Annotated in this window: 14 protein-coding genes; 9 read left to right on the top strand and 5 right to left on the bottom strand. The window is 44.3% G+C overall.

Going from position 1 to position 21,050, the window contains the following annotated elements; genetic code table 11:
* Positions 1 to 260 precede the first annotated feature (260 nt).
* From FDF36_RS15405 to FDF36_RS15395, 3 genes are all read left to right on the top strand, one after another.
* Positions 261 to 3,452, top strand: a complete 3,192-nt coding sequence (locus tag FDF36_RS15405; protein WP_220391934.1) for a SusC/RagA family TonB-linked outer membrane protein — start codon at positions 261 to 263, stop codon at positions 3,450 to 3,452.
* A 15-nt stretch (positions 3,453 to 3,467) separates the two neighbouring features.
* Positions 3,468 to 5,438: a RagB/SusD family nutrient uptake outer membrane protein gene (locus FDF36_RS15400; RefSeq protein ID WP_220391933.1), complete on the top strand. Its 1,971-nt coding sequence runs from the start codon at positions 3,468 to 3,470 to the stop codon at positions 5,436 to 5,438.
* 195 nt (positions 5,439 to 5,633) lie between these two features.
* Complete coding sequence (locus tag FDF36_RS15395) at positions 5,634 to 7,094, top strand: arylsulfatase (protein ID WP_220391932.1); 1,461 nt, start codon at positions 5,634 to 5,636, stop codon at positions 7,092 to 7,094.
* A gap of 121 nt (positions 7,095 to 7,215) precedes the next feature.
* On the opposite strand, the gene FDF36_RS15390 is transcribed toward FDF36_RS15395, so the two are convergent.
* Positions 7,216 to 7,842 carry a porin family protein gene (locus FDF36_RS15390; RefSeq protein ID WP_005784469.1) on the bottom strand — a complete coding sequence of 209 codons (627 nt, stop codon included), beginning with the start codon at positions 7,840 to 7,842 and terminating at the stop codon, positions 7,216 to 7,218.
* Between the two features lie 17 nt (positions 7,843 to 7,859).
* Positions 7,860 to 8,492: a DUF4136 domain-containing protein gene (locus tag FDF36_RS15385; RefSeq protein ID WP_005784472.1), complete on the bottom strand. Its 633-nt coding sequence runs from the start codon at positions 8,490 to 8,492 to the stop codon at positions 7,860 to 7,862.
* Positions 8,493 to 8,669: 177 nt separating this feature from the next.
* On the opposite strand from FDF36_RS15385, the gene FDF36_RS15380 reads away from it, so the two are divergent.
* Complete coding sequence (locus FDF36_RS15380) at positions 8,670 to 9,968, top strand: S28 family serine protease (protein WP_310503383.1); 1,299 nt, start codon at positions 8,670 to 8,672, stop codon at positions 9,966 to 9,968.
* Between the two features lie 158 nt (positions 9,969 to 10,126).
* On the opposite strand, the gene FDF36_RS15375 is transcribed toward FDF36_RS15380, so the two are convergent.
* The 3 genes from FDF36_RS15375 to FDF36_RS15365 all read right to left on the bottom strand — a co-directional run bounded on the left by FDF36_RS15375 (position 10,127) and on the right by FDF36_RS15365 (position 14,582).
* Complete coding sequence (locus tag FDF36_RS15375; protein WP_005784476.1) at positions 10,127 to 10,477, bottom strand: MarR family winged helix-turn-helix transcriptional regulator; 351 nt, start codon at positions 10,475 to 10,477, stop codon at positions 10,127 to 10,129.
* Between the two features lie 9 nt (positions 10,478 to 10,486).
* Positions 10,487 to 12,967 (bottom strand): FAD-dependent oxidoreductase, encoded by a 2,481-nt coding sequence (locus FDF36_RS15370; RefSeq protein ID WP_220391930.1) that lies wholly within the window; start codon positions 12,965 to 12,967, stop codon positions 10,487 to 10,489.
* 205 nt (positions 12,968 to 13,172) lie between these two features.
* Positions 13,173 to 14,582 (bottom strand): amino acid kinase family protein, encoded by a 1,410-nt coding sequence (locus FDF36_RS15365; RefSeq protein WP_220391929.1) that lies wholly within the window; start codon positions 14,580 to 14,582, stop codon positions 13,173 to 13,175.
* A 306-nt stretch (positions 14,583 to 14,888) separates the two neighbouring features.
* On the opposite strand from FDF36_RS15365, the gene FDF36_RS15360 reads away from it, so the two are divergent.
* From FDF36_RS15360 to FDF36_RS15340, 5 genes are all read left to right on the top strand, one after another.
* On the top strand, positions 14,889 to 16,238 hold the full coding sequence (locus FDF36_RS15360) for a sigma-54-dependent transcriptional regulator (RefSeq protein WP_220391928.1): 1,350 nt from the start codon (positions 14,889 to 14,891) through the stop codon (positions 16,236 to 16,238).
* 347 nt (positions 16,239 to 16,585) lie between these two features.
* A complete protein-coding gene (gene kdpF, locus FDF36_RS21550; protein WP_080546244.1) occupies positions 16,586 to 16,666 on the top strand; it encodes a K(+)-transporting ATPase subunit F in 81 nt (26 codons plus the stop codon).
* Between the two features lie 14 nt (positions 16,667 to 16,680).
* Positions 16,681 to 18,387, top strand: a complete 1,707-nt coding sequence (gene kdpA, locus FDF36_RS15350; protein ID WP_220391927.1) for a potassium-transporting ATPase subunit KdpA — start codon at positions 16,681 to 16,683, stop codon at positions 18,385 to 18,387.
* Positions 18,388 to 18,408: 21 nt separating this feature from the next.
* On the top strand, positions 18,409 to 20,457 hold the full coding sequence (kdpB, locus tag FDF36_RS15345) for a potassium-transporting ATPase subunit KdpB (protein WP_193683207.1): 2,049 nt from the start codon (positions 18,409 to 18,411) through the stop codon (positions 20,455 to 20,457).
* Between the two features lie 11 nt (positions 20,458 to 20,468).
* Positions 20,469 to 21,050: a K(+)-transporting ATPase subunit C gene (locus FDF36_RS15340; RefSeq protein WP_220391926.1), complete on the top strand. Its 582-nt coding sequence runs from the start codon at positions 20,469 to 20,471 to the stop codon at positions 21,048 to 21,050.

The following is a 21,050-nucleotide window of genomic DNA, read 5'->3' as shown; positions in this document are numbered from 1 at the left end:
GACTTCTATATATGTCTGTTTACTATCTTAATCCTATTTTTCTACCTGTATTAGATTTAACTTTCGAAGACGAAGTTAACTGTATTTTTTATAAATACAATAAACAATACTAAAAAATAATATAAAATAATTCTTTTATTGATTTATTTTTCTGCCTAATATAAATCATAAAGTAATATAAAAAGAAAAGTAATCCTTTCATGCTATTTTAAGTTCTGATAGGACTTGGCATTTCTGCCGGCCTGCTCTCTCCGAACCATGTGTTCGCTACGTCTTTAGAGACTTATGAGAACCAGTCTGTTGCTGCTGTTCAGCAAGCAAGGAAGATTACCGGTACACTGACCGATGCTGCCGGTGAACCTATTATTGGTGCTACTGTTTTAGAAAAAGGAAACCCTTCCAATGGTACGATTACCGATATCAATGGTAAATTCTCTCTTTCCGTCCATCCTAATGCTGTGATCAGTATTTCGTATATAGGATACATAACACAAAATATTAAGATAACTAATCAAACCTCACTGAAAGTGGTTATGATGGATGATACTCAGGCGCTGGAAGAAGTCGTGGTAGTAGGTTATGGTTCGCAGAAGAAAGCAAATCTGACCGGAGCCGTATCTTCTGTGAAAATGGATGAGGTACTGGGTGACCGCCCTATCTTGAATGCGTCTGATGCTCTTCAGGGAGCCGTACCGGGACTGTTTGTATCTAATGGGGGGAATGCTCCCGGAACCAGTAAGTCGTTCCAGATTCGTGGAGCCTATTCGGTGGGTGTCAAGAACTCGGACGGTTCATACGGAAACACCATTAAGCCACTCGTATTGATTGATAATGTGGAAGGTGACCTCGATATGGTAAACCCCGAAGATATCGAGTCAATCAGTGTACTGAAGGATGCAGCTTCCGCAGCTATCTATGGTGCACGTGCAGCCGGTGGTGTAATTGTCGTTACGACTAAACGCCCTAAAGGTGCTGCTAAGTTTTCATTGAATTACAACAATAACTTTGCTTTCGGAACAGCTGTCAATTTGCCTAAACAGGCTCCGTTGATGGATTATCTGCAAGCTTATCTGGATTGTGGATATTCAGATGCCTATTGGTCGCTCGGTTCGCCAAGTGTCAGCAAATGGATGGAATATCTGAGTGAATACCAGAAGAACCCTTCTGCTTTCAATACGGTGGGAGACGGTATTTATATGGATGAATCCGGTGTACCATACTACTTGAATGAAAAAGATCTCTATAAGAACTTTATGGAGACCAGTTTCCAGATGACTCATAATATTTCTGCTTCCGGAGGTACGGACAAACTGCGTTATCGTATTTCGGGTGGATATACTTCGAATGACGGTGTATTGGTATCCGATCGTGATAAGTTTGAACGTATGAATATCAATACCTTTATTTCGGCAGATGTAACCAACTGGTTCACTCAGGAAGTGACTATGAGCTATGCGCATAGTCTACAGACTTCACCCGGTGGAATGGGAGGTGTGTATAATACCCGTTTGGTTTCATATTATCCGGAAGGAGATCTGCCGGCATCAGTCAATACGTTGGCAAACGAGGATCTTCCTTTGTTTACTCCACGCAACCAGATCTTGTTGTCGAATCCGGTAAACAATAATAATGACAATCCGCGTATCTTCCTGAAATCCATATTGAAACCACTAAAGGGACTGGAAGCTGTATTTGAATATACATTTGATAAAAATATCTATGATTACCACTGGTATACAGGACAGTATGACTATACTACCATTCAGGGAGGAAGTTCAAAATCATTTGTAGACGATTATCTGAGAAAGTACAAACAGCATACGAATTATAACGCTATCAACGTTTACGCTACATATAGCAAGAAATTCGGTGACCATAATTTCAAAGTAATGGCAGGATTCAACCAGGAGTCGAGCTATCAGGAAACATTGGATGCTTATTCTTACAACCAGGCGGTGATAGACGTACCGGCCATGGGATCGGGAACCGGTACCATCAAGGCTACCGACTCATACAGTGAATATGCCGTACGTGGTGGATTCTTTAGAGTCAACTATAACTATCAGGACAAATATTTGCTGGAAGTGAACGGACGTTATGACGGTTCTTCTAAATTCCCGAAGAGCTCTCGTTTCGGTTTCTTCCCTTCTGTATCAGCCGGCTGGCAGATCGCTCAGGAGAAGTTTATGGAGTCTACCCGTAACTGGTTGGACGGATTGAAGATTCGCGCATCATATGGTGTGATCGGTAACCAGAATGTGAATCCGTATACTTTCACTCCGACAATGAGCGTCAGCAATAAATCTACTTCCTGGATTATCGACAATACGTATGTCACCTCTATCAGCTCGTTGCCGGCTTTGGTAAGCCAGAACTTTACATGGGAGAAAGTAGGTACGGTCAATGTCGGACTTGATATTAATTTATTCAACAATCGCCTGAATGGTGTATTTGAATGGTATCAGCGTAACACTAACGGCATGCTTGCTCCGGGTGTGCAGCTACCGGCTGTCGTAGGTGCAAGTGCTCCTTATCAGAATACTGCCGATATGCGTACACGAGGCTGGGAGTTGAGCCTGAACTGGCGTGACCAGATCGGTAAGGTGGGATATCGTTTGGGATTCAACCTGTCGGATTATAAATCGAAAATTACCAAATACGATGATAATGCAACCACCAAGTTGCTGAGCAGTTTCTATCCCGGACAGGTGATGGGAGAGATATGGGGCTATGTAGCCGATGGTTATTATTCTGTGGACGATTTCGAGGATACATCATCCTGGAAACTGAAAGAGGGAATAACCTCGATCAATGGTTATAACGTACGTCCGGGTGATGTGAAATTCAAAAATCTCCGTGATGATGAAAGTTCTACTAATGTAATTACCAGTGGTGACAATACATTCGACAATCCGGGTGACCGTAAAGTGATCGGTAATACGACTCCGCGTTACCAGTATGGTATCAATCTGGGAGCTAACTATGCCGGTTTCGACCTCAATGTTATCCTTCAGGGAACAGGAAAGCGTGATTACTGGATTTCGAATGTATTGACTTTCCCGATGAACGGTGATAACTTCATTCCGTTGTTTGACGGTTTGAGTGACTACTGGATGCCTAAAGATCCCGACAACGGTGACTGGACGGCAGTCAATCCGAATGCGAAGTATCCTCGTCTGTATGGTAACCGAGGTAACTCCGGTTCAAACCTCCGTCAGAGTGACAAATACTTGTCTGATGCTTCTTATCTCCGTATCAAGAACATCACTTTGTCTTACAATTTACCAAAGAAGTGGCTGTCTCAGATCTTCCTTTCACAAATGAAGGCGTTTGTCAGTGTTGAAAACGTAGCTACTTTCACCTCTTTGCCTTCGGGTATCGACCCGGAGAGAATAGAATGGAACTATCCGGCATTCCGTACAGTTTCGTTCGGTATAAATATCACATTATAAACTCTAATCTGATACATGAATATGAAAAAGATATTATTGTTTTTAACCCTCTTCACAGGGATGATACTGGCGGGATGCAACGATAGCTTCCTTGAGAAATATCCTGTAACCAGCCTGACGGAAGAAAATGCATTCAAGTCGTATGACAATTTTAAGGCCTTTATGTGGCCATGTTATGAAATGTTCTCTAATACGAACATCGCCACTTCTACAACGGCAATCGGGCGTAACTCTCACTATATGGGTGATGTGTATGCAGGATACCTGAATCAGCGTGGAGCCAGCAGTCAGAATAAATATGCGTTCCAGACAGTGACCAATGCTACGTCGGGTAATGGATGGAACTTCTCTACATTCATTCGCCGTATCAACCTGATGCTTTCGCATGTGGATGATTCTGATATGACAGAAGCTGAAAAGAATCACTGGAAAGCTGTTGGATATTTCTTCCACTCATTTTGGTATATGGAGTTGATAGACCGTTTCGGTGATGTGCCTTGGATCGATAAACCACTGGACGAAACCTCTGAAGAAGCTTACGGAACGCGGATGCCTCGTCTGGAGGTGGCTGACAAAGTCCTGGAGCGTTTGCAATGGGCCGAACAAAATATCGGTGATGCGTCCGTTTACGAGAAAAAGGACGGTTCGAATACGATCAATCGTGATTGCGTACGTGCGGCCCTTTCACGTTTCACACTTCGCGAAGCAACTTGGCGCAAATATCATGAATTGGGTAGTTATGACAAATACTTCGATGAATGTATCCGTGTATCGAAGCTGTTGATGGCGGATTATCCTACATTATATTATGGTACCGACGGACAGCCGGCAGCCGGATATGGTGAAATGTGGACAACAGAGGACCTGAGTAAGGTACAGGGCGTCATTCTGTATCAGCAGTGGTTGGAAACCATCAAACCCGGACATGCGTGCTATTATGAACACACCTCTTCACACGATATAGAAATGCATCAGGCAACGGTAGATTTGTATTTGTGTAAGGATGGTAAGACTATTTCCCATTCAGATCAATATCAGGGGGATAAGGATATTTATGCTACTTTCCGTAATCGTGACCCGCGCATGTATCACACCATCATGCCGCCTTATAAGGTAAAAGATGGTAAGGGGGATTATTCTACATGGTCTTATACAAGTAATCCTGCCGATCGTGAATATATCGACATCATGGGAGCTAACGAGTCTTGCAGCAATCCGGGTATTGGTATGAAACGCTTGCCGGGACAAAACTGGAGTGCTTCATTGGTACGTCGTGTTCCTAACCTGCAAGGGGGAGCACAGTATACAATTGAAGGAAAGAAATATGGACCGCATGCTTATGTGGCTTGCCGTTCGGGATATTATGTATGGAAGAACTGGGACAATTGGGAAGAAAACTATAACAATGCTCAGGTGAATACTGCTGACAAACCCGTCTTTAAAATTGAAGAGGTGCTGTTGAACTATGCTGAAGCTATGTTCGAAACCAACCAATTTACACAAACCATTGCCGACGAGACGATCAATAAGTTACGTAAACGTGCCGGTGTAGCCGATATGGTAGTAGCACAGATTGATGGTAATTTTGACCCGAACCGTGGAAAATATTATCCGAAAGGGAATGATAACGGCATCCTTGTTGATCCGGTATTGTGGGAAATCCGTCGTGAACGTATTATTGAATTGATGGGCGAAGGATTTGGTTTCTATGATGTACGTCGTTGGCGAATGGCTCCTTGGTTCGTCAATATGCAGCAGAAAGGTATGTGGATTGCAAAGACGGAACTCAGCTCACTGACACTACTCAACGAAATGACCGGAACTTCAGATGGGGCGAACGGATCGATGACCGAAGGTTATATTTATCTATTCAACGATCCGTTGAAGGAAGGAAAAGGCTGGCTGGAGAAATATTATCTCTATCAGGTTCCGTTAGAAGAAATAGCTCTTAATCCTAACTTGACACAAAACCCGGGATGGGAATAAAAGGATTTGTATCCGTTCTTTTTTAATTAAATTTTAAGAAGAAGGGAATGTGTCAAAGGCACCACAGATTGCACGGATGAAATACTAAAATATAGGTTATCCGCGTGGATAGTCTGTTATAATCTGAGTGATCTGTGGTAAGGAGGCTTTTGAAACATTCTCTTCTTTTTGTTTTGAAAACTTTAAATGAACATTATGAATCAGAAATTATTACTCGGAAGTGCACTGCTTGTAGGAATGGCTTCTACACAGCAGGCGTTGGCCCGGCAGAAGAAAGCAAAAGAACAAACCCGTCCGAATGTCGTTTTCATATTGGCCGACGATTTGGGATACGGAGACTTAAGCTGTTATGGGCAGGAAAAGTTTGAGACCCCTAATATCGACCGGTTGGCACAGAACGGAATGCGTTTTACCCAATGTTATTCGGGGACAACGGTTAGTGCTCCCTCACGTTCGTGTCTGATAACCGGAACCCATAGCGGGCATACGGCTATCCGTGGAAATAAAGAGCTTGCTCCGGAAGGACAATTCCCATTGCCGGAAAACTCACAGACAATTTTCAATGATTTCCGTAATGCCGGTTATCGCACAGGTGCCTTTGGTAAATGGGGACTTGGCTATATCGGTTCCGCGGGAGACCCTTACAAACAGGGAGTCGATCAATTTTACGGATATAATTGCCAGTTGCTGGCACACAGCTATTATCCCGATCATTTGTGGGACAATGATAAACGGGTAGATTTGCCGGACAATAATCTCAATGTGCAATATGGGAAGGGTACTTATTCGCAGGACCTAATTCACTCTAAAGCATTGGCTTTTCTGGATGAAGCCGCTAAGGAGAAAGATCAACCTTTCTTTATGTGGTATCCTACCATTATTCCGCATGCCGAACTGATAGTACCTGAAGATAGTATTATTAAGAAGTTTCGTGGGAAGTACCCCGAGAAGCCTTATCGTGGAGTGGAGCCCGGAAGTCCTGCTTTCCGTAAAGGAGGATATTGTACTCAGTTCTATCCGCACGCTACATTTGCTGCAATGGTCTATCGGTTGGATGTATATGTAGGGCAGATTGTGCAGAAGTTGAAAGATATGGGAGTATACGATAATACCATTATCATCTTTTCGAGTGATAATGGTCCTCATATGGAGGGTGGTGCCGATCCGGACTTTTTCAACAGTAATGGCATATGGCGCGGGTATAAACGTGACGTGTACGAAGGTGGTATCCGTGTACCCATGATCATATCGTGGCCCGGACACGTACAATCCGGTACGGAAACCGATTTCATGTGTTCATTCTGGGACTTAATGCCCACTTTCAGGGAAGTGCTGAATCCGAAAGCGGATACCCGGAATATGGATGGTGTCAGTATACTTCCTCTGTTACAAAACCGTAAAGGACAGAAAGAACATGAATATCTTTATTTCGAATTTCTTGAGATGAATGGGCGTCAGGCTGTCCGCAAAGGTGACTGGAAGCTTGTTCACATGAATATACGGGGAAATAAGCCCTATTACGAATTATACAACCTGGCTTCTGATCCGTCAGAGAAGTACAATGTGCTGATTCAATTCCCCGAGAAAGCGGATGAATGGAAAGCGATTATGAAAGAAGCCCATATAGAAGATCCCAATTGGCCTTTATTTAGATAAATAGTGATTGATAAAGTTGTCAAATGAAAGGCAAGCATACTATGTATTGCTTTTAAAAAGGAAGAGGCTGTCATGTGATATAACAGCCTCTTTTGTATATAGTCAGGTACCTCTGCTCTTTTTAGAAGGCAAGACCTACCCTGAAGCCGAAGTTGTTCAGCTTGTCTACATTGTAAGTCAGCACATTGGCCTTGTTGGTAGCATAGCTGTAGTAAACGGCGATATGCAGACCCGGACCGTAAGCCCAAGGGTATACGTTAAGACCGATTTCCGGTGATACGTAGAATCCCCAAGTATTATCGCGGGTTTCGAACATATTGTAGTTAGAACGTACTTTCGCATAATTGGCACCCAGCTTGACACCGAAATAAGGTTGCCATGCTCCGCCACGATTCATTTGATAACGTGCAGCGGCACCAAAAGGTAACTGGAAGATGGTATGTTGCTGGTCAGTATTCACGGTTCCTTCGCCAACAGGGAAAGTTGCGCGTGGGAAGTATTCGTGGTTACTGCTGTAGTTCATAAAGAGTCCGAGTCCGAGATTAGGAGTTACAAAGTAACCGCCTTCGAAGTTCATACCCCATCCGCTGGCTTTATCGGCAAAGTGATTCTTCAGTGGTGCGTTGAACTGCCAGTCCACGTTAGCGTATCCATTATCTGATAACTGTGCCTTGGCCGGCATGGCAAAGGCCAGAGCAAGGGCCGCTATGGCCAGTACTCTAAGAGAAATATATTTCATTGTTTTCATAACGGTTCTTGATTAAATTATTTGTTAGTGAGATAGGGTGACTGTGCAAACGACTGATTGATTGCGCGAACCACCAGAGTCTGGTTCACTTTACCGGAATAGCTTGCAGGTCCGCTCAGGAAGCTGCTCCACAAAACGGGGAGTTTTTGTTTTTCACCCTCAGGAGCTTTCAGGTTCATAATCTCAGTAAGGAATGAGTTGGTTGTAATGCTATAGTTTACAACATACGGATAATACCAGCCGCCCCAATTACCCCAGTAAGGTGCATCCCAGTATCCGGGATAGTTCCACCACCACTCAGGTTGTCCGTAATCGGTGAAGTAATAAGTACTTTGAACGTAACTTACCTGTATACCCAGGTCGGCAGCATCTTTATTGTCTGTATATGTAAAACCTTTGCTATTCAGGTTTTCTTTGTACGCATTGATGATAGCTTCTGCTGCTTCACCTTTCCAGTATTCCGGATCTTTTTTATCTCCGATGACGAGAACGCTGTCAGGGATGTAATACGTGCTGAATTGTTTGAAGTCAGCTTTCTTGTCGTAGTTGGTGTAAACCAAATAGTCATTGTCCAATTTGTCCATGTCAGGGTCTTTTTCGCAGGCTGCGAATGCAAAGACCGCCAATAAGATGGGAATTAATCTCTTCATATCTTTATAATGTTTAGGTTAATTAAAAAAATCTTGCCCTGGTACCTTAAGGCGTTTGCAGAAAATAACAAGACTCTTGTTAAAAGGTTCGCAAAGAATAATGTTAAAATGCAGTATGATTACTTGGAGGCTTTGGTGAAAGATCTATCTTTGTACAAAATTAAAACCAAAATAAATATGAAGAACCTACGCATCTGGCAGACACTTTCCCTTTTCATTCTTTTGCTGTCCATGACTCTTCCTTTATCAGCAAAGTCGGATTTGCTGACGAAGTTGAATACAATTACCCTTATCATCCGTACCCAATCGTTAGAGACCTCTCTCTTTGCGGAAAAGTATTTGTTACGTTTCAAACAGCCATTAGATCATAGTCATCCCGAAAAAGGATCTTTCAGCCAGCGGGTTATCGTTGCGCATGTGGGATATGACCGGCCGACACTGATGGTAACTGAAGGCTACGGAGCTGCTCGTTCCCTGAATCCCGGATATTACGAGGAACTGTCTAAGCTGTTCAATACCAATATCATTGCAGTAGAACATCGCTATTTCCTTGAATCGACCCCTAAACCGAAAGACTGGAAGTATCTGACAGCCTGGAATTCTGCCAGGGATCTGCATGCTATTCGTGAGGCTTTTCGTTCCATTTATCCGGGAAAATGGATTGCTACCGGAATCAGTAAAGGAGGACAGACAGCGATGCTTTATCGTACTTACTTTCCGGATGATATAGATATTACGGTTCCTTATGTGGCTCCACTTTGCCGTTCGGTCGAAGATGGGCGCCATGAGCCTTTTCTGCGAACAGTAGCTATGCCCGATGATCGTCAAAAGGTGGAAGATTTCCAGATGGAGGTATTGAAGCGTAAAGCTGCTTTACTGCCTCACTTTAAAAAATACTGCTCGGTGAGGAAGTTGCAGTTCCGTGCGCCTGTAGAGGACATTTATGATTATACGGTGCTTGAGTATTCTTTTTCACTTTGGCAGTGGGGTACTCCGGTCAGCCGGATTCCGTCAGTTTCTGCTTCAGACAAAGAGCTGTTCGATCATTTGGTTGCTATCAGTACACCGTCCTATTTTGTGAAAGAGGGATCTAATACTTCGTTCTTTGTCCAGGCGGCACGTGAATTGGGATATTATGGATATGATATTCGTCCGTTCCGGGAGTATCTTTCAATTGGAACAAGTAAAGACTATCTTCGCCGTTTGATGATCCCCGAAGAGCTTGCAGATATGGAATTTGACGAGACTCTGAGTTACAAGATAACCCGTTTTCTGAAAGAGAATGATCCGAAAATGATTTTTATTTATGGGCAGTATGATCCGTGGACAGCAGCCGGAGTCACCTGGCTGAAGGGAAAAAAGAATATTCATGTGTTTGTACAGCCGAAGGGTAGCCATATGGCTCGTATTCACACTTTGCCTCAAAAAGAGAAAGAAGAAGCCATCGGGTTGATAAAGAAGTGGTTGGAAGAGTGACCCCATTTTTGCCCCTTTGTAGATGAATAGAAAAGTTACGGAGGTGTTTTCACCACAGATTACACAAGCCTGTACAGATGAAGGTCAAATGGATGCCTGTCTGTATAGGTGATCTGTGATAATCTGTGTAATCTGTGGTGATCTCTGATGTTACAAACTTATATCAGAGGTTTTAACATTTCCGGTATCTCTACTTTGTCCAGATCCAGTTCGTTTAAACGCTTCTTGCCTGCCTCTGTGAGACTGAAGTACATCTGGCGTTTGTCTACTTCACCCAATGCCCGTCGGATGAGTCCTTTATCTTCTACCGCACGGATGACTTTCGACGTATGCGACGGAGCCATTTCCGTTCGTTCGGCTATAGCAGTCGAGGTAATTTCCTTTCCGGCTTCGCGCAACGCACATAGCACCATTGCTTCGTTCAGCGATATTCCATACACCTCTTCAAATGCCGTTTCGAAAATGGAGAGTGCTTTGTAGATATCGCGCATCTTACATATTGTATTCATACTTCTTTATTAAATAAACAGATTGATGTTAGCATTATCGGCACGTTCCATATAAGTGGCTACTCCGCCTACCGTAACTTCATCAAGCAACTCTTCACGTTTTACTCCCATCACATCCATCGACATTTGGCAAGCAATAAACTCCACTCCGTTCTCCAGAGCCTGCTGCCGCAGAGATTCCAGTGAGTCGATGCCTTTCCGGTGCATGATGTATCGCATCATTTTTCCACCCATACCTCCCATGCTCATTTTAGAAAGTTTCAGTTTCAGCGAACTGGATGGGAGCATTGTACCAAACATCTTGCCGAAAATGTCTTTCTCCACTTTTGGCTTATGCAATTTCTTAATCACATTCAGTCCCCAGAAAGTAAAGAAGATAGTTACTTTTTGTCCGGTGGCAGCTGCGCCGTTGGCCAGGACGAAAGTGGCAAGTGCCTTGTCCAAGTCGTCACTGAACATAATCAGAGTTTTACCTTTGCTGTCACATGTCGTGGTCAGGTTACAAGCCTGGGGTTCGCCTTTCTCAATGACTACTACCGATTTCCCTCCGGTACTATCCTTGGAGATAAATTTATTTCCGGTAGAGTTGCACCATGCGGCAGCATCCCGCGAGAATCCCGGGTCTGTAGCCACAATTTCCACTCTCTCGCCCGGAACAAGCGTATCCATTGTTTTCTTCATCTTTAGGACCGGGCCCGGACATTGTAATCCGCAGGCATCCACTCGGATTGTCTTAGGATTTGCAGCTGGTGTAGTTTGAGGTGCCTCAACTGCTACAGAAGGTTTCACCGGGCTGTCTTGCGCAGAAGGCGTGTCGTTTGTTTCTTCATTTTCGTGCAAGATGATAGGAGCGGTAGCGGCTCGATAGGTCTTCAATCCGCCGGAGAGGTTATATACTTCTTTGAAACCGTGCTGGATCAGGATGCGGTAAGCAAGATATCCTCTCAGCCCTACGGCGCAGAAGGTGTAGATTGGCTTGTTCGAAGGAAGTTCAGCAATACGGTCACGTATTTCATCCAATGGTATATTTACTGCCCCGGGTAGTGAACCCAATGCAAATTCGTCCGGTGTACGCACATCCAGCAGGAACACATCTTTCAGTTCGATATCTCTCAGGTCGCGCCAGTATACGGGTTTTACTCTGCCGAGGATGATGTTTTCGGCTACATAACCGGCGATGGCTACAGGGTCCTTTGCCGAGGAGAAAGGAGGTGCATACGCTTGCTCTACTTTCATCAGGTCATAGATCGTTCCCTCGTGTTTGATGACAAGAGAAAGTTCGTCAATTCGTTTGTCCACGCCGTCATACCCCACAATTTGACCGCCATACAACTTGCCTGTTTGGGGATCGAAGGTTATTTTGATACTCATCGGCATAGCGTCCGGATAGTATCCTGCATGCGAGGCCGGATGAGTGGTTGAAGATGCATATACAATGCCCGCTTGCTTTAACCGCTTTCCCGGAAGTCCGGTTGAGGCTACTGTCATGTCGAATACTTTTGCGATGGAGGTGCCGATGGCTCCTTCATAAGGAATCTGTGCACCCAGCAGGTTGTCGGCAACAATACGTCCCTGTCGGTTGGCGGGTCCGGCAAGATAGTTCAGCCAAGGTTTGCCCGTAATGGGATGGCGGAATTCAATGGCATCACCGATGGCATAGATCGACTCGTCGGAAGTCTGCAAATAATCATTTACTGCGATACCTCCCGCTTCACCGATCGCAAGTTCGGCAGCCCTTGCCAACGTTGTCTCCGGGCGCACTCCGATAGATAGAATCACGATATCCGCCAGGATGGATTGTCCGTTCTTGAAGACTACCTTCACTTCTTTGCCTGCTTGCTCAAATGATGCGACAGCTTGTTCCAGGTATAAGTTGACACCCTTCTCCATCAAATGTTGATGAACCAGTGCTGCCATTGAAAAGTCAATAGGTGCCATCACTTGGTTGCCCATCTCGACAATAGATACTTGCGCTCCCAGTGCATGCAGGTTTTCTGCCATTTCCAGTCCGATGAATCCGGCCCCGATCACGACAGCCCGGCGGGGAGGCCGACTGTTGACGTATGCTTTAATGCGGTCGGTGTCTGCTACATTCCGCAAAGTAAAGATACCGGTGGAGTCAATGCCCGGTAATGGTGGGCGTACAGGAGATGCTCCGGTGGATATTAACAGTTTGTCATAACTTTCTTCGTAAGTGTCTTCACTCTTAAGGCGGACGGTCACTGTCTTTTTCTTCCGGTCGATAAAAATAACTTCATTCTCGGTACGCACGTCCACCCTGAAACGTACTCCGAAGGCTTCGGGGGTCTGTACAAATAACTTCTCCCGCTCTTTGATGATGTCTCCTATATAATAAGGCAGTCCGCAGTTGGCATAAGATATGTACTTTCCTTTTTCCAACAAGATGATTTCCGCTGTTTCGTCCGAACGTCTGATACGGGCTGCAGTAGTAGCTCCTCCTGCTACGCCTCCAATAATAATGATCTTCATTTGAATATGTTTTCGTTTTAAAATAGTTTCCTTTGGAAATAAACGTTTATAGGCTTTAAAAGGTTCATGGGACGTACAGGAAATTATCCGGCATCCACTCTCTTATCTTACTGAGATACGGTTGATTTAAAAGACGGCTCTTTTATCTCGTTATTATCTGTGGACAGACATGAGGATATTCGTATTCTCAATATCCCTATATTAGTCAACTTTTCTTCAGAAGAAAAGATGGTTTGTCCGTGTTGTTCCACTTACTGCGGTTTAATGTCGGAGCACATGTATGAGAGACCATTGTAGCTGAAGGCTTAAACAGGGTGTCGTTCAGTAGTTGTAATGCCTCTTTCTTATCTTCTGCTTTGATAACAAGAGAAACGTCGTTATTATTACTACCATAAGAAATCATCCGAATCGGGATGGCTGTCAGAGCGTTTAGGATTCGGGCTTCCAATCCGGTATATTGCCATTGTATGTTTCCAATGACCGACAGGATGCACATACGGTCCTTTACTACCGTAGTTGCGTATCGCGAAAGCTCATGCAGGATATTTGGTAGATGTTCTTTATCATTGATGGCGACGGATACATCCGAGCTGGACGAAGTAAAAAGACACAGGGGAGTGTGGTATTTTGCAAAAACATCGAATATCTTGCTGATGAACAAGTAGGGGCGCAATGTCCGGTTCGACTGGAATCTGATGTAACAAATACCGTCTCTGGCAGTAATGGTTTTTATACTTTCTCCGCTCTGTATGTGTGAAATCAGAGTACCCTTTTCCGTGGGATCCATTGAATAGAACAGGCGTATCGGTATATTGCTTTCTCTTGCCGGGAAAATGCAGCAGGGATCGAATCCCGTTCCTCCGCAATGGGCGAATCGTTCGGCTTCGTCGAAACTGAGTTGTGTAACCATGGCCGGATGTTTCACGAAATGCGGATCACAACTGTGTATGCCATTACCACCTGTCCATAGCCGTATTTCTTCGGCCCGTAGGGCGGCTCCGATTAATGTGGCAGAAGCATCGTCTCCACCCGGCTTGAGAAAACAGGTTTCGCCATAAGCATTCCGGCAGAGGTGTCCTTGGGTAAGAAACACGTTGATGTGTTTGTTGTCTTCCATGGATGTGTGCAGTTTTTTACTGATGTATTCCAAGTCAGGTTCTCCTTCCGGAGTCAGTCGCATAAAGTCAAGACTGTTAAGCAATAGATTATTGATTCCCCGTTCTTTCAGATAAAGGCCGGACAGCATGCTGCTTATAAATTCTCCTTGCGACAATATGTCTTTTTCATCGACCGATGTAAAACGTTGCCGGGTAAAGTTCCATAGGGTACGGAAGCGGTCGATGATGGAGTCAACAGCTTGTTGTTTGATCGACTTGTCGTTGAATAGTTCGTTAGCGAAATCAATGAATCTGAATTCCAGTTTGCTTATTTCGTCATGCGCCCGTTCTGTATCTCTGCTGAAAAGATGTGCTGCTATTTTCGTTAGATGCTCCGTAGTTTCTGTAGGGGCAGATAGAACGATTATTTTGGGTGTACTGTCGTTGACCAGTTGGAGCATTTCCTGCATTCCCCGGATTGAACCAGTGGGAATATTACCGAATTTGTAGATCTTCATTTTTTTGTTTTTGAGTTATACGATATATTTTCTTTGTTCGTTACCCCTTTCCATTTTAGGTTGTTTTTATCAAAATGGGAGGGAATATAAGTACCTGTTCCGGCTGTATCTTACCCGTTGAAAGCGCTGCTGTACTATTTGTAAGGCAGATTAGACGAATTTTCAGGGACTATGTCATGAATGAAAGATCAAAGTATATGCCATTGAAGGTTGTTTTTTTCCACAGCCCGATCATTTGCATTGTAGTAGAAAACCATTATATTTGCACACCCTGTTTTTTACCGTTCACATTTTAACTTATCAGACATGAGTAAAATTCTGATTATAGATGACGAAGTTCAGATTCGTGGTCTGCTGGCCCGTATGATGGAACTTGAAGGTTATGAAGTGTGCCAGGCCGGCGATTGCAAGGCAGCGCTCAGACAATTGGAACTTCAAATGCCCGACGTGGCTTTGTGTGACGTATTTCTTCCGGATGGAAACGGGGTAGACCTGGTGACGGAAATAAAGAAAAAAGCACCCGGAGTAGAAATCATCCTGCTGACGGCTCATGGTAATATACCCGACGGTGTGCAGGCCATTAAGAACGGAGCTTTCGATTACATTACAAAAGGAGATGATAATAATAAGATCATTCCTCTCATTAGTCGTGCTGTAGAGAAAGCGCGAATGAATATCCGTTTGGATAAGCTTGAGAAAAAAGTCGGACTGATGTATTCGTTTGACACTATACTTGGCGAATCGAAGGCATTGAAAGAAGCGGTGTCACTGGCACGTAAAGTATCAGTGACTGATGTCCCTGTGTTGCTGACAGGTGAAACAGGGACCGGAAAGGAGGTCTTTGCCCAGTCGATACATTATAACAGCAAGCGGTCGCAGCAGAATTTTGTAGCGGTCAATTGCTCTTCATTCAGTAAAGAGTTGCTGGAGAGTGAAATGTTTGGGCATAAGGCGGGTTCGTTTACCGGTGCGTTGAAAGATAAGAAGGGGCTTTTTGAGGAAGCCAACAATGGAACAATCTTTTTGGATGAGATTGGTGAGATGGCTTTTGAATTGCAGGCCAAACTATTGCGCATCCTCGAAACCGGTGAATATATCAAGATAGGAGATACGAAGCCTACCCGCATCAATGTACGCATCATTGCTGCTACGAATCGGGATTTACCTGCTGAGATAGCAGCCGGACGCTTCCGTGAGGACTTGTTCTATCGCCTTTCTGTATTTCAGGTACATCTTCCGCCTTTGCGTGAACGTACGGGGGATATTAAGATTTTGGCTGAATCGTTTGTCCGTTCTTTCTCGGAGAAGCTTTCACATCCGGTGGGTACTATTACGTCTGCTTATCTTGAGGCTTTATGTCAACAACCGTGGAAAGGCAATATCCGCGAATTGCGTAATGCCATCGAACGAAGTCTGATTGTCTGTGAGGGTGATTGTCTGGATGTAGACGACCTTCCGCTTGAAATACAGAACAGCCATTATGAAAAGTCTGATGAAGGAATGCCGGGCAGCTTCGAACTTTCAGCCATGGAACGCAGGCATATTGCCAGGGTATTGGAGCATACCAAAGGGAATAAGACTGAAGCGGCACGTTTGCTGAAAATCGGATTAACTACCTTATATCGGAAAATAGAAGAATATAAACTTGGCAGTTGAGCGGACAGGAATATACTTGCTTGTCCGGGTTTATGCTTTTCTCCCTTTCAAAATAAAACATACCTTTTCAAAATGATAGGGTATCCTTGCACTGACGAGGATACCCTATTTGTTTTATCTGTCTGTATGTTAGTTGATTATACTAACTCTCTTCATTTTTGGCACACATTTGGCATTAATTGTTTCAGGTAAAACAGAAATATAAACATTCTAATTAAAAGGTAAAGAACATGGGAATAACAGTTTCATTTATTTTCTGCCTGTTGAGCGGCATCGTCTGCTTCTGGCTGTTTTGGAAATGTGTCGATTGGTTTGAAACAATTTAAAGAGAGAGGAGAATTAAGTTTATGTACACAACACTATTTGTAATAAGTATTACACTTTTCGGCTATTTGGCGTATGTGCTCATTCGGCCCGAGAAGTTTTAATTGGAAGTAAAGCAATGAATACAGAAATTTTAGGAGTGACGGTGCAAATCGTCCTAATGGTGGTATTAGCTTATCCGTTGGGACGTTACATAGCCCGGGTTTATATGGGAGAGAAGACTTGGTCGGACTTTATGGCTCCTGTAGAGCGAGTGATTTATAAGATATGCGGTATAAATCCGCAAGAGGAGATGAATTGGAAACAGTTTCTCAAAGCCTTGTTGATTTTGAATGCCTTCTGGTTTGTATGGGGAATGGTACTGCTGGTATCACAAGGTTGGCTGCCACTCAATCCCGATGGTAACGGACCTCAGACACCCGATCAAGCATTCAATACCTGCATCAGTTTCATGGTAAACTGCAATTTGCAACATTATAGTGGCGAGAGCGGATTGACTTATTTTACCCAGCTGTTCGTTATTATGCTGTTCCAATTTATCACTGCTGCTACGGGGATGGCCGCTATGGCCGGTATCATGAAAAGTATGGCTGCCAAATCCACCAGAACAATAGGTAACTTCTGGCATTTCCTGGTGATAAGCTGTACACGTATTTTATTACCCCTTTCGTTGATTGTCGGTTTCGTCCTGATTTTGCAGGGAACACCGATGGGATTTGATGGTAAGATGAAGGTGACTACCCTGGAAGGACAGGAACAGATGGTATCGCAAGGACCTGCGGCTGCAATTATTCCTATTAAACAACTGGGAACCAATGGTGGCGGTTATTTCGGGGTTAATTCTTCACATCCGCTGGAGAACCCTACTTATCTGACTAATATGGTTGAATGCTGGTCAATCTTGATCATTCCGATGGCAATGGCGTTGGCTTTGGGCTTCTATACCAATCGCAGAAAGTTAGGATATAGCATCTTTGGAGTGATGCTGTTTGCTTATCTGGCCGGAGTTTTCATTAATGTTCAGCAGGAAATGGGAGGTAATCCACGTATCGATGAGATGGGAGTTACTCAGGATCATGGTGCGATGGAAGGCAAGGAGGTAAGGCTTGGGGCCGGAGCCACAGCATTGTGGAGTGTTACTACAACGGTTACCTCTAACGGATCAGTCAATGGCATGCACGATTCGACTATGCCGCTTAGTGGAATGGTCGAAATGCTGAATATGCAGATTAACACTTGGTTTGGTGGTGTCGGTGTCGGATGGATGAATTATTATACCTTCATTATTATGGCCGTGTTTATCAGTGGCTTGATGGTGGGACGTACACCTGAGTTTCTGGGAAAGAAGGTAGAAGCTCGGGAGATGAAGATTGCAACTCTCGTTGCTTTGCTCCATCCGTTTGTTATCCTTGTGTTTACTGCCATTTCAAGTTACGTTTATACACATCATCCCGATTTTGTAGAGAGTGAAGGAGGCTGGTTGAATAACCTCGGTTTCCACGGGCTCAGCGAACAACTCTATGAATATACCTCTTCGGCAGCCAACAATGGTTCCGGTTTTGAGGGGTTGGGTGATAATACTTACTTTTGGAACTGGACATGTGGGATTGTGCTTATCCTGAGCCGTTTTATTCCAATTATCGGTCAGGTAGCCATTGCGGGACTTTTGGCACAGAAAAAGTTTATTCCCGAAAGTGCCGGTACATTGAAAACGGATACTGCGACTTTTGCCATGATGACTTTCGCTGTTATCTTTATCGTTGCAGCCTTGTCTTTCTTCCCTGTGCATGCATTAAGTACGATTGCCGAACATTTAAGTTTATAAGAATAGCAGGATAATATAGTTATGAAAAATAAAATGTCAGCTTCTATGTTTCAAAAGGAGCAAGTAATGGAAAGTATCAAGCAATCGTTTGTGAAGTTAAATCCGCGAATGATGGTAAAGAATCCGATCATGTTTACAGTAGAGATAGTTACCCTTATTATGTTGGTGGTGACGGTGTTCTCTCTGTTCACTCCGGAGTATGGTGCTTTCGGATATAATTTGTGTGTATTCCTGATTTTGTTTATCACTTTGTTGTTTGCCAACTTTGCCGAAGCGATAGCCGAAGCCCGTGGCAAAGCACAAGCGGATAGCCTGCGTAAGACACGTGAGGAAACTCCTGCCAGACTGGTGATGGGTGACAAGATTCAGACGGTGAGCAGTTCAATGCTGAAAAAGGGAGATATTTTTGTGTGTGAGGCAGGCGATACGATTCCTGCCGATGGAGAGATTATCGAAGGATTGGCTTCGATTGATGAAAGTGCCATTACCGGTGAATCTGCTCCTGTGATTCGTGAAGCAGGTGGAGATAAGAGTTCGGTGACCGGTGGAACTAAAGTGCTTTCGGATCACATCAAGGTATTGGTGACACAACAGCCCGGTGAAAGTTTTCTCGACAAAATGATTGCTTTGGTAGAAGGTGCCAGCCGACAAAAGACACCGAACGAGATAGCTTTGACCATTCTGTTGGCCGGTTTTACACTTGTGTTTGTCATCGTTTGCGTCACTCTGATTCCGTTTGCTGATTATACCAGTCTTGAGCATCCTGGAACGGCCATCTCGATCGCAGCTATTCTTTCTCTGTTTGTCTGTTTGATTCCGACTACTATCGGGGGACTGCTTTCTGCAATCGGTATTGCCGGTATGGATCGTGCACTGCGTGCCAATGTGATTACGAAATCGGGTAAGGCTGTTGAGACGGCAGGTGACATTGATACTCTGCTGTTAGATAAAACGGGTACCATTACGATTGGTAATCGTAGAGCGACAAAATTCCATTCGGCACCGGGAGTCGGTCCGCGTGAGTTTATTACGACCTGTCTGCTGGCTTCCCTCTCGGATGAAACGCCTGAAGGTAAGTCCATCGTAGAGTTAGGACGTGAATCGGGGGTACGCATGCGGAGTCTTAATACGACCGGTGCACGCATGATTCAGTTCACTGCCGAAACCAAATGTTCGGGGGTTGATTTGTCCGATGGTACACAAATCCGTAAAGGGGCTTTCGATGCAATCCGTAAAATAACGGAGGCTGCAGGAAATAAATTTCCGAAAGAAATAGAAGAAGTGATAGCTGAAATTTCGGGTAATGGCGGTACACCGCTGGTAGTGTGTGTCGACCAGAAGGTAACAGGGGTTATTGAGTTGCAGGATATCATCAAACCGGGAATTCAGGAGCGTTTTGAGCGCTTGAGAAAGATGGGAGTGAAAACGGTGATGGTGACCGGTGACAATCCCCTGACCGCTAAATACATTGCAGAGAAGGCAGGAGTAGATGATTTCATCGCTGAGGCAAAACCCGAAGATAAGATGGAATATATCCGTAAGGAACAACAGTCAGGTAAGTTGGTGGCTATGATGGGCGACGGAACGAATGATGCTCCTGCTCTGGCACAGGCTAATGTCGGTGTGGCAATGAACAGTGGTACCCAGGCGGCCAAGGAAGCCGGTAATATGGTCGACCTTGATAACGATCCGACGAAGTTGATAGAGATTGTGGAAATCGGAAAGCAACTGCTGATGACTCGCGGTACGTTAACAACTTTCTCTATTGCAAACGATGTGGCCAAATACTTTGCTATTGTACCTGCCCTGTTTATGGTGGCTATTCCAGAACTCGGTGCACTTAATGTCATGAATCTGCACAGTCCGGAAAGTGCGATCCTTTCGGCTGTTATCTTCAATGCTATTATTATTCCGATCTTAATTCCATTGGCTTTGAAAGGAGTACAGTATAAACCGATCGGAGCATCGGCGCTACTTCGTCGTAACCTGCTGATTTATGGGTTAGGAGGGGTGATAGTTCCTTTTGTCGGAATCAAGTTAATCGATTTGGTAGTCAGTTTATTCTTCTAAATATTCAAACAATGAAAACATTATTAAAATCTATCAAGATAACGCTTGTGTTTTGTGTATTCTTCTCAGTGTTCTATATTCTCGTGTTATGGTTGTTTGCTCGGGTAGCCGGTCCCAATCAGGGTAATGCGGAGGTGGTGACATTGAACGGTAAAGTGGTCGGTGCCGCCAATGTCGGACAAAAATTTACGGAGGATATTTACTTTTGGGGACGCCCTTCATGTGCAGGTGACGGTTATGATGCAACCAGTTCATCTGGTAGTAATAAAGGGCCTACCAATCCGGAATATCTGGCAGAAGTGAAATCACGTATCGACACTTTCCTGGTTCACCATCCATACTTGTCTCGTAAAGATGTGCCTGCCGAAATGGTGACGGCCAGTGGTTCGGGACTGGATCCCGACATCACTCTTCAAAGTGCTTATGTGCAGGTGAAAAGAGTTGCTCAGGCACGTGGTATGGATGTAGAGGAAGTCAGAAATATTGTAGATAAGGCAGCGGAGAAACCATTGTTAGGGATATTCGGAACCGAGAAAGTAAATGTATTAAAATTGAATATAGCTCTTGAAGAGACAAAGGTAAACAGGAAATGA

This window comes from Bacteroides fragilis (genome assembly GCF_019583405.1).
Classification (GTDB): Bacteria; Bacteroidota; Bacteroidia; order Bacteroidales; family Bacteroidaceae; genus Bacteroides; species Bacteroides fragilis_B.
The sequence above is the reverse complement of the archived record's forward strand: the minus strand, read 5'-3'. Positions and strand labels throughout refer to the sequence as shown.